Source organism: Pseudarthrobacter sp. NBSH8 (genome assembly GCF_014217545.1).
GTDB lineage: Bacteria > Actinomycetota > Actinomycetes > Actinomycetales > Micrococcaceae > Arthrobacter.
In genome coordinates this window covers 4,032,016-4,046,068 of sequence record NZ_CP043178.1, presented here as the reverse complement: position 1 = coordinate 4,046,068, position 14,053 = coordinate 4,032,016, and the positions used below count along the sequence as shown (strand labels likewise).

Sequence of the window (14,053 nt, the reverse complement as noted above, 5' to 3'; positions counted from 1 at the left end):
CGGCGTAGATGATGCCACCGCCGGTCAGAAACCGGTCAAAAGCCGGCCGGCGAGCCGGTCTGCGCTTGCCTGCAACTACCCCTGTTCACTGTCGATCCTAGCCGATCGGCCATGGCCGCCGTGGGCGACAGGCAACCAAAAACCGCGGGAAGATCACTTTTTTCGAGGCCGTCGTGGCTTGAAATGGGGGTTCTGTCCGGCCTGGCCCTGGAACGTACGCCGGCCGGGAAGGGGAATCTCGTCGCGCAGCAGCCCGCCCCGTGCCGTGCCGGGAACGTCTTCGACGGGAAGGTATTCCGCGGCGGGTTCAGTGCCCCCGGCAGTTTCCCCGTGTGCACCCTCCCCCGGACCCGAAGCGGCACGCATTCCGGGTTCCCCCGGCAGAGTTTCCGGCACCAAAGGCGCCGCCTGGCGTTCCGGTTCGGGACCTGCGCGGAACGACACGGCGTCGAATTCGCCAGAGATCCGGGGAATCAGGCCGGTGTCCACCGAGACCGTGGCGCGTTCCGGCGTCGGACGTTCCGTTGCGGAAACGTCGTCAACCGCAGCCGGCGTTCCCCCGGTGCCGCCCGAAGGTCCGGTACCGCGCCCCAGTCGTCCCAACAGAGGGCGCATGAGATCGCCGAGTTCCGCGACGTGGAAGATCTTGAGGAGGAAGAGATAGGCAACCAACATGATCGGTCCGACGACGACGACGGTCACCAGCGCAGCGGGCCGGCCGCTCCAGGCGAACCCGTCCGCGCTGTAGCTGCCCATCAGCCACAACGCCCCGGCGCCCGCGATCGCGGAACCGAGCGCCGCATATCCCATTCGGATGTACGAGTTGGCGATCCGCGGCCCGTCGAGGTGGCCCAGCAGACGGCGCAGGAAGAAGGCACTGATGATCACCGAGAGGATGTTGCCCACCATGTACAGCAACGCGATGGCGTAAATGATCTGGCCCACCGGCAGGAACTGGATCCCAAACGCACCGGCCACGTAAACCACAGCAAGAAGCAGCTGGATACTAAACGGTGTGCGGGCGTCTTCGTTGGCATAGAAAACCCGCGACATCATGAAGTTGGCACTCATAAACGGGGTACTCAGCGCGAGGATGGTGAGCGTCTGGGCCAGCATCACGCCGTCCTGGCGCGGACCACCGGAGAAGAACATGCCCAGCGGCCCGGCCAGCGCAAAGAGTGCCAGCGCGCCAAAGACCGTGGCCACCGCCATGGTGCGGAGACCGTGCGAGAGGGCGTCGCGGAGTTCTGCGCGGTTGCCATCCTGCGATGCACGGGTCATCCGGTTAAAGAGGACAGTGGCGAGGGAGAGCGCAATGATCGAGTGCGGCAGCAGGTACAGCTGGCTGGCCACCTCCAGGACCGCGTTGCCGGGCAGCATCTCTGCCGCCGGATCCCCCGCAGCCTTCAGCCGGAGCCGCTCGGCACCGGGAATAGTGGCGATGCGCATGACGTACAGGAACGCCAACTGCCCGACGGCGGCGGTCAGGAGCGTCCATACGCTCAGCTTGGCGGCCTGGCCAAGGCCCACTCCGCGCCAGCCAAACCGGGGCCGGAGCCCCAGCCTCAGGCGGAAGACCGGGATCAGCAGGATGGCTGTCTGGGCCACCACGCCTATGGTCGAGAAGCCTGCCACAAGCAGTGTCTGGGACGGGCCCCAGTTGTCCAGCGTGTGGGGGTTCATGGCGTTCTCGCCGAAGATCCAGATGAACATGCCCAGGCCGCCAATGGCCACCAGGTTGTTCATGATGGGGGCCCACATGGCCGGCCCGAACGCGCCGTTGGCGTTGAGGACCTGTGTCAGCAGGGCGTAGAGGCCGTAGAAGAAGATCTGCGGCAGGCACCAGAAGGCGAAGGCGACTGCCAGGGCCTTCTGCTGCGGCGAATAACCCTGCGTGGTCAGCTCAATGACCCACGGAGCAGCGAGCGTGACCAGCGCGGTGAGGCCCAACAGCAGGAGCACGGCCAGCGTCAGCAGCCGGCTGATGTAGTCGGCTCCCCTGTCCGGAGCCTTGCTCGCTTTGATGATCTGAGGCACCAGCACGGCGTTGAACACACCACCGGCCACCAGCAGGAAGATCAGGTTGGGCAGGTTGTTGGCATTGATGAACGTGTCGTTAACCGTGGAGCCGAGGCCCAGCGCGGCACCCAGCATCCAGGTCTTGCCGAAGCCCAGGAACCGGGACACCAAGGTGCCGGCAGCCATGATGGCGCTGGACCGCGTTTCACTCGCGGTTCCGCTCGGGGCGGCAGGGCCGGCTTTATCGGAGGGGGGATTGGTAGCTGACATCGCCTTCATCGTCTCACCCGGACGCTGTTTGTACCGCAACGGACGGGTTGTTCCGCAACGGGCCGGTTATATGCCCGAACAGGCATACATGCAGCTCCGGCGGAGACAGCCTTAGAGGTGTTCTGGCAGGACTTCCCGGGCCAGATCCGCGATGCGCCGCTCGTTGGGGAAGGAGAGCTTCCGTGCTAGCTCCTTGATGGGGACCCATGCGACGTCCACGGCTTCGTGGTCCGGATCGTTTTCGATGGTGAGTTCGCCGCCGCTGGCGCGCAGCAGGTAGTGGTGGACGGTTTTGTGGACACGGTGCCCGCTGACAGTGAACCAGTAGTCGATGCTGCCGAGCGGGGCCAGGATGTCGCCCTCGATGCCGGTTTCCTCGGCAATCTCACGCACTGCTGCCTGCTCGTTGTCTTCCTTGCCTTCAGGATGGCCCTTGGGAAGGCACCACTCCAGCCGTCCGCCCCTATTAAGGCGGGCAATGATCGCAACCCTTAGTTCGGCGTCGGACGTGTCCACCACAACGCCGCCGGCGGAAATTTCCTCCACCGTGGGGAGCGAGGCCGGGGCCGAGTGCAGGGCAGGCGCGACGTGGGCACCAATTGCCGACGGCAACGGTGCGTTTGTCCTCCTGCCGGGAGCGCTCGGTACGGGATGGGCCATGGAGTCCACTCTAACGACTCTTGTCCGATCATGATGACCGGAACATGACATCAAAGTGGACTGCGTATGACGCACTTTGAGGGGCTGCAGGCGAATAGGAGCGATCTTGAGGAGATTTTGGCCTGCCAAGCCGCTGGTTTCTGACAAGCTTAAGTAACTATGGCGCACGCACATCACAAGATTGATTCCAACACCGTCGATTTCCAGGTTGATCCGGTGGTCCTGGAGCTCGGGCAGCGCTTTGTCGACGCCGGCCACGAGCTGTCCCTGGTGGGCGGTCCGGTACGGGATCTCTTCCTGGGACGCGCCTCACCGGACCTGGACTTCACCACGGACGCCACGCCGGGCCAGACAGTTGCCCTGATCAAGAAGTGGGCGGACAACTTCTGGGAAATCGGCCGGGCCTTCGGGACAATCGGGATGCGGAAGGCCGGCTTCCAGATCGAGATCACCACGTACCGGGCCGAGGCTTACGATCCGGAGTCGCGCAAGCCCGTGGTGGCCTTCGGCACCTCCCTGACCGACGATCTCCTGCGCCGCGATTTCACCATCAACGCCATGGCCCTGCGGCTCCCGTCGCTTGAACTCATTGATCCGTTCGGCGGCGTCCGGGATCTCAACGCCGCCGTCCTGGCGACGCCCGCTTCACCCGAGGCCTCCTTCTCCGATGATCCCCTCCGTATGATGCGCGCCGCCCGGTTCGCCTCGCAGCTGGGCATTTCCGTGCACGACGACGTACGGCTGGCCATGAGCCAGATGGCCGAGCGGATCAAAATCATCTCGGCCGAACGGGTCCGTGATGAGTTGGTCAAACTCATCTGCGGTGCCCACCCCCGGGTCGGCGTGGACCTGCTCGTGGAAACCGGCCTCGCCGAGTTCGTGCTGCCTGAGGTGTCCGCTCTGCGGCTGGAATCTGACGAGCACCACCGCCACAAGGATGTCTACCAGCACTCCCTTCAGGTCCTGGAACAGGCCGCTGCCCTGGAAACGGATGCGGACGGCGCCGTGCCGGCCCCCGACTTTGTGCTGCGGTTCGCAGCGCTGATGCACGACGTCGGCAAGCCGGCTACGCGGCGTTTCGAACCGGGCGGCGCGGTCAGCTTCCGCCACCACGACATGGTGGGCTCCAAGCTCACTGCCAAGCGGATGAAGACTCTCCGCTTCGACAACGACACCATCAAGGCCGTGGCCCGGCTCGTAGAGCTGCACATGCGTTTCTACGGCTACGGTGACGCCGGGTGGAGTGACTCGGCCGTGCGCCGCTACGTCACGGACGCCGGCCCGCTGCTGGACCGGCTGCACCGGCTGACCCGCTCGGACGTGACCACCCGCAACCAGCGGAAGGCTGAGCGCCTCGCCTTCGCCTACGACGACCTGGAAGACCGGATCGCCGTTTTGCGCGAGCAGGAGTCGCTGGACGCGGTCCGGCCCGATCTGGACGGCGCCAAAATCATGGCGATCCTGAACCTCAAGCCTGGTCCCGTGGTGGGCCGGGCCTACAAGTTCCTGCTGGAGGAACGGATGGAAAACGGACCCCTGCAACCGGACGACGCCGAAGCGAGGCTGCGCGCCTGGTGGGCGGAGCAGCCCGAGGCGGCACCCCCGGTGCCGGAAGCAGCAGAGCCTCCCGCCGCCGTCGAACTTTCCCCGAACGAGGAGTCCAAATGATTAATCCGATGACCGCCCCCCGCCCCCAGCTCTGGATCCTGCGCCACGGCGAGACCGAGTGGTCCAAGAGCGGGCAATACACCGGGCTCACCGACCTGCCCCTGACCGTGGAAGGCGAGCAGCAGGCCGTGGAGGCCCGGAAGGTGCTGGACCAGGTGGACTTCGACTTGGTCCTGACGTCCCCACTGCGCCGCGCCAGGCGGACCGCGGAGCTGGCAGGTTACCCTGACGCGCAGCATGAGCCGCTGGCGGTGGAATGGAACTACGGCGACTATGAGGGCATCAGTTCGGACCTGATCCGCAAGGACAACCCGGATTACCTGATCTGGACCCATGGTGTGCCCAACGGCGAGACCCTGGACGAAGTGGCAGCCCGCGCCGACAAGATTGTGGCCAGTGTGCTGGAATCCGGCCTGGACAACGTGCTGATCGTTGCGCACGGGCACTTCTCCCGGATCCTCACCGCGCGCTGGCTGGAACTAGCGCCTGCCGAGGGCCGTCATTTCATCCTGGGAACCGCGAAGGTCTGCACGCTCGGCTGGGATAAGCGGACCCCGGCCATTGTCCGTTGGGGACTCTAAAGACCTAATCGGGAATTTGTCTTCCTGCGGCGGCCTGAACTGAGGCGAGGGGCCGGTTTTGGAGTCCGCGGTCCGGCGGGCACGTCCCGGGTAAGCTCTCAGACATGCAGGAGACGAAGCCACCGGCGCGCCCGCGGCGCGCCCGCTTGGTTGTTCCGAGCCGCAGTGACCTGCTGCTGAAGAACTTCACGGAACTGATCGGCGGGCCGATGGGTGCACGGTCGGCGCCCGGCCTCGTCTCCCCCGGCGTTTTTACCGTGGAACGGGTCCTGATCATCCTGACCGTACTGGCGGCGTTGGCCGGCATTGCAATCAAGGGTTACTGCCGGGCCAACGGCTGGTCCAGCCCCGGCCAGTTCTATTCCACGTGTTATTCCGACTTCCCGGAATTTTTCCGCAACCGCGGCCTGGGAGACGGCACGTTCCCGGTCCTGAGCACAGCATCTCTTTTTGAAGATCCCGTCCTGATGGGACTTGTTGCCAGCGTGACCGCCTGGCTGATCCCGGGCGAGGGCGTAAGTGACGCGCGGGTCCTCGGCTACTTCGACGTTAACGCCACGCTGGTCGCAGCAGTCTGGATTGTCACTGTGCTGGCTACGGCCCGGATGTCGCAGCGGCGCCCTTGGGATTCGGCCATGGTGGCGCTGGCACCCGGCATTGTGCTGGCCGGAACCATCAACTGGGACATGTGGGCCGTCGCCTTGTTGGCGGTGGGAATGCTGTGCTTTTCGCGTGAAAAGCTGGTGCTTGCAGGCATCCTGATCGGCCTTGCCGCAGCGACCAAGCCCTATGCCGCCCTGGTTCTCGGAGCCATCCTCCTGCTGGCCCTGCGGACCGGGCGGATCCGCTCGTTCGTGGTCACAGCCGGCGCCGGCGCCGCAGCCTGGCTGGCCATTAACGTACCTGTTGCCGTCTCCAACCCGTCCGGCTGGTGGTACTTCTTTGGGTTCACCGAGACGAGGGAAGCCGGCTACGGGTCTGTATGGTTCGCCTACAACCTGGTGGCTCGGCGGCTGCACTGGCCCGTGCTGGATCCCGCCACTATCAACTGGCTGGCCCTTGCCGTGTTCCTGCTGGCCTGCGCCATGATTGCCGCGGTGGCGCTGACAGCACGGCGCCGGCCGCGGCTGGCCCAGTTGGCGTTCCTCATCGTGGGTGCTTTTATCCTGACCAGCAAGGTCTATTCGCCACAGCATGTCCTGTGGCTCATCCCGTTGGTGGCACTGGCCCGGCCGCGTTGGCGGGATTTTCTAGTTTGGCAGGGTGTTGAAGGCCTGCACTGGGCAGCCGTCTGGATGTACCTGGGCCAGGTGACCAGCCAAGGCCCGACACAGCACAATATTGATATGCCTTACTACGTACTGGCAGTAGCCCTTCATATGCTTGTAACAGCATATTTAATGTTCCGGGTTGTCTGGGACATCCATGACCCGGACTACGATCCCGTCCGCCGGCATCACCTTGATGATCCGCAGGGAGGGCCGTTCGACGGACTGCCGGACTGGTTACGGTTCGGCCTCCGCCATCGCTCACATGCGGTACTTCCCTGGCGGGCGAAGCACCATGCCTGACGTCGCCGTCGTTGGGTCCGGACCCAACGGGCTGGCCGCAGCTGCCGTGATGGCGCGCGCCGGCCTCTCCGTTGAAGTCCACGAGGCGGCGGCCACCATCGGCGGTGGCACCCGCACCGCCGAACTGATGCAGCCGGGCCACTTCCATGACATCTGCTCGGCCGTGCACCCCATGGCACTGGCGTCCCCCTTCTTCCGTGACTTCGAGCTGGCACGCCGGATAGACCTGGTGGTGCCGGAGCTTTCGTTCGGATCACCGCTCGACGGCGGACGGGCGGCCCTCGGCTACCACAGCATCGAACGGACGGTCCAGGGCCTGGGCAGGGACGGCGACGCCTACCGCAGGCTCCTCGGCCCGCTCGTTGATCGCATTGGCGGCGTGATGGATCTGACGCAGCACCAGCTGCTCAGAATTCCCCGGGATCCCCTGGTGGCCGCACTCTTCGGGCTGCGGACGCTGGAGCAGGGATCGCGGCTGTGGAACTCCCGGTTTAAGGAGGACCTTGCGCCTGCTCTGCTCAGCGGCGTTGCTGCCCACGCGGTATCGCAGCTGCCCTCGCTGGCGTCCGCCGGTGCCGGGCTTATGCTCACCGCACTGGCCCACACCGAAGGCTGGCCGGTTCCGCTGGGCGGATCGGCCTCCATCGCTGCCGCGCTGGAAGCCGACATCCGTGCCCACGGCGGAGTGATCCACGCGGGGGCGCCGATCGAGAGCCTCCAACAACTAGGCGGCGCGCGGGCCGCTCTGCTGGATGTGGCCCCCCGGGGTCTGCTGGCCATTGCTGGCGACAAGCTCCCGGGCAGGTATAGGCAAGCCCTGGAGACGTTCCGCTATGGGAATGGCTCCTGCAAGGTGGACTTCATCCTGTCCGGTCCCGTTCCGTGGGCGGCACGGGAATTGCGTGACGCCGGCACGGTGCACGTCGGCGGCACGCGCGCGGAGCTGGCGAGTGCGGAGAATGACGTGTCCGCCGGAAGGCACCCGGAGCGGCCGTACGTGCTGGTGGCCCAGCCATCGCGTTTCGACACCGGCCGCGCCCCGGCCGGGCGGCAGATCCTCTGGGCATACTGCCACGTGCCCGCCGGATCAACCCGCGACATGGGCGGGGCCGTGACCGCCCAGCTGGAGCGCTTCGCACCCGGGTTCCGGGACGTGGTGGTGCAGAGACACGTGACCACGGCGGCGGAGCTTGCCAGCTACAACCGGAACTACGTGGGCGGAGATTTCAGCGCCGGCATCATGGATGTGCGCGGACTTGTGCAGCGCCCGGTGGTGTCCCGCGTTCCGTGGCGGACACCCGTGCCTGGCGTGTACCTCTGTTCCTCCTCCACACCGCCTGGCCCCGGTGTGACAGGGATGCCAGGGTATTTCGCCGCAAAATATGCCCTCAAGGACATATTTGGTCTGGAAGTCCCCCCGCTCGGGGTTTGAACCGGGCGAGGATGGGTGACCGCAGGCACAGTTTAAATCGGGGCATAATAGCGCGGTGGGGAACTCAAAAAAACTGTCACTTGCCATAGCTGGACTCATCCTCGGCGCCTCCCTGGTTGCCTGCGACGACGGCAGAGGGGGTGCCGAGAGCGCCGCCAAGCAGTTTGCGTCCGCGCTTTCCACGCTCGACGTCGGCTCGATCGCCTTTGATGGCAAGGACTCCGGGGTGGCCAAACAACAGGTCCAGGACATCTTCAAGGCGCTGGATCCGGACAAGCCCACTGTGGCGGCTGGCGAGCTCACGCTGGACGGCGACACTGCGGCCGTTCCGCTGAACTACACGTGGAAAATCGGCGCCGGCGAGTGGAAATACACGGTCTCCGCACAGTTCACGAAGTCCGGGGACAAATGGCTGACCGTCTGGAACCCGGCCACATTGGTCCCGGGGCTCGGCGACAGCGAAATCCTCAGCAAGGGCACGCAGTCGCCGCAGCGCGCCGACATCCTTGGAGCCGGTGACGCGAAACTTGTCACGTACCGGCCCGTGGTGAACGTGGGGATTGACAGGCTGCTTCTGGGATCCGCGGACGTCGCCGCGTCGGCCACCAAGCTCGCCGAACTGGTGGGCGTGGATCCCGCCACCTATGCCCATCAGGTTGCGGCCTCCGGTCCGGAGGCGTTCGTCCGGGCCATCACCCTCCGTGACGAGGGCCGCACTGTCACCGACGCGCAGATCACGGCCATTTCTGGTGCCCGCGCCATCCCCGAAGTCCAGCCGCTGGCGCCCAGCCGCACGTTCGCGAGGGCAGTCCTCGGCACCGTGGGAGAGGTCACGGCGGAACAGATCGAGGCGTCTGGCGGCGTTCTGACCGCCGGAGACGTGACCGGCGTCGGCGGCCTCCAGCAGCAGTACGACGCACAACTCCGCGGCACAGATGCCGTGGTGATCCGTGCGCAGCGGGCCGACCTGACCAGCGAACAGATCCGGGCCGCAGGGACAGATCCCCGCAGGGTGGTGTTCGAGATGGCCCCGACCCCGGGCACGCCTTTGAAAACCACACTGGATCCAAACCTCCAGGCACTGGCCGAGAGCACCCTTGCGGGTGTGGGCCCGGCGTCGGCCATCGTGGCGCTCCGCCCGTCCACTGGCGCGGTTCTCGCGGCGGCCTCCGGCCCGGGAAGCAACGGCTACAACACCGCAATGCTGGGCCAGTACGCGCCCGGGTCAACGTTCAAGATCATCGACTCGCTCGCCATGCTCCGCAACGGCCTGACACCCGATTCGAAGGTGGAGTGCACACCCACCCTCACCGTGGACGGCCGCACGTTCAAGAACGCGGAAGGCTACCCGGAATCCTCACTGGGATCGGTGCCACTCCGCGACGCCTTTGCCCACTCGTGCAACACGGCGTTCATCGCTGCGCGGGACACGGTCACGCAGGCCCAGCTTGAGGCCGCCGCCGTCGCCATGGGCGTGGCCGTGGAGGCCCCCGCGCTGGGCGCCGTGGCGTTCCTGGGATCCGTTCCGGGCGAGGCTGCCGGCACCGAACGTGCCGCCTCGATGATCGGCCAGGGCAAGGTGCTCCTGTCCCCGCTGGCGGCGGCCATCATGGCCGGCTCCGTGGGCAAGGGATCCCCCGTCTCACCGCAGCTGGTCCTGAACCCAGACGGCGCAACTGCCAAAGACACCTCCGGCGCGGCGACGGCGGACGCGGACGCGGGTGCGCCGTCGTCGACCGTTACGCCCGAGGCGCCGTCCAAGGCGTCCGGCCAGCCGATCACTGCCGCTGAGGCCGCGGCGCTGTCCGACATGATGCGGGCAGTGGTGACGTCCGGCCACGCCGGCTTCCTGTCGACCGTTCCGGGCGCGCCGGTGGGCGCCAAGACCGGCACGGCGGAGTTCGGCAACGAGAACCCGCCCAAGACGCACGCCTGGATTGTGGCTGTCCACGGTGACCTGGCCGTGGCCGTCTTTGTTGAGGACGGCGGCCTTGGAGCCACCACGTCCGGGCCTCTGCTCAAGCAGTTCCTTACCGCCGCCGGCTAACCCTCGAGTTTTTGTCCAGATGTTCCGCGCAAAGTGGTGGAGACGGCACACTATCTGGACAAAAACTCGTGTGGGGCGGGCGTGGGAAGATTGTTGGCGTGGCCCACATAGACATTTCCGGTATTGACTACTTCCTTTCCGATGGCACCCACCTGCTCAACGGCGTGACCTTCAAGGTCCCGGACGGTACCAAAACAGCCCTGATCGGCCCCAACGGCACCGGCAAGACCACCCTCTTCCGGATCATTTCCGGCGACCTTGTTCCGGATGAAGGTGTGATCGGGCGCTCCGGAAACATGGGCATCATGCGCCAGTTCGTCGGCCAGGTCAGGGATGAATCCACGGTCCGCGACCTGCTCGTTTCCGCCGCCCCGCCGGCCCTGGCCGCCGCGGCCAAGGAAGTGGACTCAGCTGAGCTCGCGATGGTGGAGCACGACGACGAGCCCACCCAGATGCGGTACGCCCAGGCGATCGTGGACTGGGGAGACGCAGGAGGCTATGACGTCGAAACCGTCTGGGACGAGGTCTGCATGGCCGCCCTCGGACTGCCCTTCGACCGTGCGCAGCACCGCCCGGCGTCGAGCCTTTCCGGCGGCGAGCAGAAGCGCCTGGTACTGGAGGCCCTGTTTGCCGGCCCCGACGAGCTGCTCCTTCTCGATGAGCCGGACAACTACCTGGACGTGCCGGGCAAGCGCTGGCTTGAGGACAAGCTCAACGAGTCCAAAAAAACTGTTTTCTTCATCAGCCACGACCGCGAGCTGCTAAACAATGCGGCCGGACGCATCGTGACCCTCGAACCGGGTATCAATGGCGCAGGTGCCTGGGTGCACGGCGGCGGCTTTGGCTCCTACGTTGACGCCCGCGCCGACCGGAACGCCCGCTTCGAGGAGCTCCGCAAGCGTTGGGACGAGGAGCACGCGAAGCTCAAGGAACTCGTCAACATGTACAAGAATAAGGCGGCCTTCCGCTCCGACATGGCCAACCGCTACCAGGCCGCCCAGACGCGCCTGGCCAAGTTCCTCGAGGCCGGGCCGCCCGAGGCACTGCCGATCGAACAGAACGTGCGCATGCGGCTGAAGGGCGGCCGGACCGCCAAGCGAGCTGTCGTGGCTGAGAAACTGGAACTGACCGGGCTGATGAAGCCGTTCTCCACCGAGGTGTGGTTCGGGGACCGCGTGGGTGTGCTCGGCTCCAACGGCACCGGCAAGAGCCATTTCCTGCGGCTGCTCGCCACGGGCGGGACGGACCCCGAACGCGAGCACCTCCCCGTGTCCGAAGTCGATATTGCCGAAGTGCCGCACGAAGGCACCGTTAAACTCGGCGCCCGCATCCGGCCCGGCTTCTTCGCCCAGACCCACGTCCGGCCCGACCTCTTGGGCAAGACCCTGCTGGAGATCCTGCACCGCGGCGACGAGCACCGGTCCGGTCTGGGACGTGAGGCCGCCGCCGGCGCCCTGGACGGCTACGGACTTGCATCGCAGTCGGAGCAGAAGTACGAGTCCCTCTCCGGCGGCCAGCAGGCGCGGTTCCAGATCCTGCTGCTGCAGCTCTCCGGCGCCACGCTCCTGCTGTTGGATGAACCCACGGACAACCTGGACCTCCATTCGGCCGAGGCTCTGGAAAAGGCGATCGACCACTTCGAGGGAACCGTCCTGGCTGTTACCCACGACCGCTGGTTCGCCCGCACCTTCGACCGGTTCCTGGTGTTCGGTTCCGACGGCCGCGTCTACGAGTCCCCCGAGCCCGTGTGGGACGAAAAGCGGGTTGAGCGCGCCCGCTAAGCGTCAGCTAATGTTCATATGATCAAGAATTGCTATCATATGAACATGAAGACCGAAGAGCGGCACCGCCTGATTGGGGAGCTGCTGCGCCGTAAAACCGAGGTCTCGGTGGAAGAGCTGACCCTGGCGTGCGACGCATCGGGCGCCACCATCCGGCGGGACCTTGAGCTGCTCGCAGCGCATGGCGTCCTTCGCCGGGTCCACGGCGGTGCTACGAGCCTTATTGCCGGCGGCGAAAACCCCGGCTACGGCCAGCGCGAACTCGAAGACCAGGCCGTGAAGGTCAGGATCGCCGTCGCTGTGGCCGGCCTGCTGGGAGCGCGCGAACATGTGTGGCTGGACAGCGGCACGACAGCCACGGAAATTGCCCGTGTCCTCCGCGGGCGCGAACTGACGCTAATGCCCATGTCCATGCGCTCCCTGACAACGGTCACAGATGGCGACCCGCATGCCGGCCAGCGTCCTGCCCTGCTGCTCCCCGGCGGAAGCCTGGTACCCGGCGAGCTGTCGTTCCAGGGGCCGCTCGCGCAAGCCAACATCCGGTCCCTGCGCTTCGACACGGCAGTGGTCACGCCCTGCGCCTTGAACCTAAAGGACGGCCTCCTGGCCCATGATCTCGAGGACGCCGCAGTGAAGCGGGCTGGCCTTGAATCGGCGGCGCGGGTAATTGTTGCCTGCGCCGGTGCCAAATGGAATGCCACCGCGATGGCACTGGTTGCCCCCTTGGACGCAGTGCACGTGATAGTCACGGACAAAGACCTGAGTGCGGACGAACTCGCACTCCTCAACAAGCTGTCGGTGGAAGTAGTCAAAGCATGAGCATCAACACCAGCACGACGGCCGGGCCGTCCCTAAGGGCAGCCGCGGCCGCCACTTTCGTGGTCTTCGGTGTCAACGGCTTTGTTTTTGCCAGCTGGGCCGCCAGAATCCCCGCCGTCACCGAGACGCTGCACCTGACCTCCGGCCAGATGGGCGCGCTTCTGCTGTGTATTGCCGTCGGCTCACTGCTGGCCCTTCCGACGGCGGGACTTGTGGTGGGGAAGATCGGCACCGCCAACGCGGTGCGAGCAGGCGGTTTGCTGTCAGCCCTGGCCGGGGTGGGCATTGCACTGTCATTGTCGGCGGAATCGGTGCCGGGCACTGCCGTTGCGCTGTTCTTCTTCGGCATCGGCGTCGGGCTGTGGGACGTTTCCCAGAACATTGAAGGGGCAGACGTCGAGCACAAGCTTCGGCGCACCATCATGCCGCAGTTCCATGCGGCCTTCAGCGGCGGGGCCTTTCTGGGGGCGCTGATCGGCGCGGGCCTGTCAACGATCGGTGTTGGCCTGCCGTTGCACCTGCTGGCCATCGCCGGCGCGGTGGTGGTAGTGGCCCTCGTGGCGCCCCGCTACTTCCTCCCGCACATAGCTCACGCCCTTCCGGTGGAAGGTGAGCCGCAGACCGTCAAGGGGCCGTCTGCCTGGCGGGACAGCCGCACCCTGCTGATCGGCGTTGTGGTCCTGGGTGCAACACTCACTGAAGGGGCCGGAAACGACTGGCTCGCCAAGGCCACCGTAGACGGACTGGGTGCCTCGGAATCGACCGGTGCCCTGATGTTCGCCTTGTTTGTGCTGGCGATGACAGCCATGCGGCTTTTCGGCGGCCGCGCGATCGACATCCACGGACGTGTTGTGGTGCTCCGGGCTAGCATGGCCGCCGCGGCTGCAGGCCTGTGCGTGTTTGTGCTCGCAGGGAACATCTGGCTGGCCGGTGTTGGTGCTGCCCTGTGGGGTGTGGGCGCCGCGATGGCGTTCCCCATGGGAATGTCCGCTGCTGCCGACGATCCGAAGCACGCTGCCGCGAGGGTTTCGGTTGTCTCCACCCTGGGGTACGTTTCCTTCCTCGCCGGCCCGCCCTTGCTGGGCTACCTGGGTGACCTCACGGGAATCCATCTGGCACTCTTGGCGATCCTCGCACCGATCGTGGTGGCATTGCTCCTCGCCGGAGCCGCGAGGCCCCTGTCCTCCAAGTAGCGACCTCCACGC

The 14,053-nt window shown here is 65.9% G+C and carries 10 protein-coding genes; 8 read left to right on the top strand and 2 right to left on the bottom strand.

Translation table 11 applies throughout. From position 1 onward, the window contains the following. Window positions 1-153: 153 nt before the first annotated feature. Complete coding sequence (gene murJ, locus FYJ92_RS18740) at window positions 154-2,289, bottom strand: murein biosynthesis integral membrane protein MurJ (RefSeq protein ID WP_185262039.1); 2,136 nt, start codon at window positions 2,287-2,289, stop codon at window positions 154-156. 111 nt (window positions 2,290-2,400) lie between these two features. Continuing rightward, complete coding sequence (locus FYJ92_RS18735; RefSeq protein WP_185263878.1) at window positions 2,401-2,901, bottom strand: NUDIX hydrolase; 501 nt, start codon at window positions 2,899-2,901, stop codon at window positions 2,401-2,403. Between the two features lie 207 nt (window positions 2,902-3,108). On the opposite strand from FYJ92_RS18735, the gene FYJ92_RS18730 reads away from it, so the two are divergent. The 8 genes from FYJ92_RS18730 to FYJ92_RS18695 all read left to right on the top strand — a co-directional run bounded on the left by FYJ92_RS18730 (window position 3,109) and on the right by FYJ92_RS18695 (window position 14,041). Beyond that, window positions 3,109-4,617 (top strand): CCA tRNA nucleotidyltransferase, encoded by a 1,509-nt coding sequence (locus tag FYJ92_RS18730; RefSeq protein WP_185262038.1) that lies wholly within the window; start codon window positions 3,109-3,111, stop codon window positions 4,615-4,617. Further along, entirely contained in the window at window positions 4,614-5,198 is a 585-nt protein-coding gene (locus FYJ92_RS18725; protein WP_185262037.1) for a histidine phosphatase family protein, read from the top strand. The genes FYJ92_RS18730 and FYJ92_RS18725 overlap by 4 nt, the downstream gene beginning before the upstream one ends. A 104-nt stretch (window positions 5,199-5,302) precedes the next feature. After that, entirely contained in the window at window positions 5,303-6,769 is a 1,467-nt protein-coding gene (locus tag FYJ92_RS18720) for a glycosyltransferase family 87 protein (protein WP_185262036.1), read from the top strand. Continuing rightward, window positions 6,762-8,201: an NAD(P)/FAD-dependent oxidoreductase gene (locus FYJ92_RS18715; protein WP_185262035.1), complete on the top strand. Its 1,440-nt coding sequence runs from the start codon at window positions 6,762-6,764 to the stop codon at window positions 8,199-8,201. The genes FYJ92_RS18720 and FYJ92_RS18715 overlap by 8 nt, the downstream gene beginning before the upstream one ends. A 55-nt stretch (window positions 8,202-8,256) precedes the next feature. Beyond that, window positions 8,257-10,248 (top strand): penicillin-binding transpeptidase domain-containing protein, encoded by a 1,992-nt coding sequence (locus FYJ92_RS18710; protein WP_185262034.1) that lies wholly within the window; start codon window positions 8,257-8,259, stop codon window positions 10,246-10,248. A gap of 98 nt (window positions 10,249-10,346) precedes the next feature. Continuing rightward, complete coding sequence (locus tag FYJ92_RS18705; protein ID WP_185262033.1) at window positions 10,347-12,029, top strand: ABC-F family ATP-binding cassette domain-containing protein; 1,683 nt, start codon at window positions 10,347-10,349, stop codon at window positions 12,027-12,029. 45 nt (window positions 12,030-12,074) lie between these two features. After that, window positions 12,075-12,848 carry a DeoR/GlpR family DNA-binding transcription regulator gene (locus FYJ92_RS18700; protein ID WP_185262032.1) on the top strand — a complete coding sequence of 258 codons (774 nt, stop codon included), beginning with the start codon at window positions 12,075-12,077 and terminating at the stop codon, window positions 12,846-12,848. After that, window positions 12,845-14,041, top strand: coding sequence for an MFS transporter (locus FYJ92_RS18695; protein WP_185262031.1), 1,197 nt, complete (start codon window positions 12,845-12,847; stop codon window positions 14,039-14,041). Before FYJ92_RS18700 ends, FYJ92_RS18695 begins: the two co-directional genes overlap by 4 nt. The last annotated feature ends 12 nt before the right edge of the window (window positions 14,042-14,053 follow it).

Excerpts from the sequence above, each read along its gene's own strand:
- FYJ92_RS18730 (WP_185262038.1), top strand. The coding sequence starts at position 3,109 with ATGGCGCACGCACATCACAAGATTGATTCCAACACCGTCGATTTCCAG.
- FYJ92_RS18725 (WP_185262037.1), top strand. The coding sequence starts at position 4,614 with ATGATTAATCCGATGACCGCCCCCCGCCCCCAGCTCTGGATCCTGCGC.
- murJ (WP_185262039.1), bottom strand. The coding sequence starts at position 2,289 with ATGTCAGCTACCAATCCCCCCTCCGATAAAGCCGGCCCTGCCGCCCCG.
- FYJ92_RS18695 (WP_185262031.1), top strand. The coding sequence starts at position 12,845 with ATGAGCATCAACACCAGCACGACGGCCGGGCCGTCCCTAAGGGCAGCC.
- FYJ92_RS18700 (WP_185262032.1), top strand. The coding sequence starts at position 12,075 with ATGAAGACCGAAGAGCGGCACCGCCTGATTGGGGAGCTGCTGCGCCGT.
- FYJ92_RS18720 (WP_185262036.1), top strand. The coding sequence starts at position 5,303 with ATGCAGGAGACGAAGCCACCGGCGCGCCCGCGGCGCGCCCGCTTGGTT.
- FYJ92_RS18715 (WP_185262035.1), top strand. The coding sequence starts at position 6,762 with ATGCCTGACGTCGCCGTCGTTGGGTCCGGACCCAACGGGCTGGCCGCA.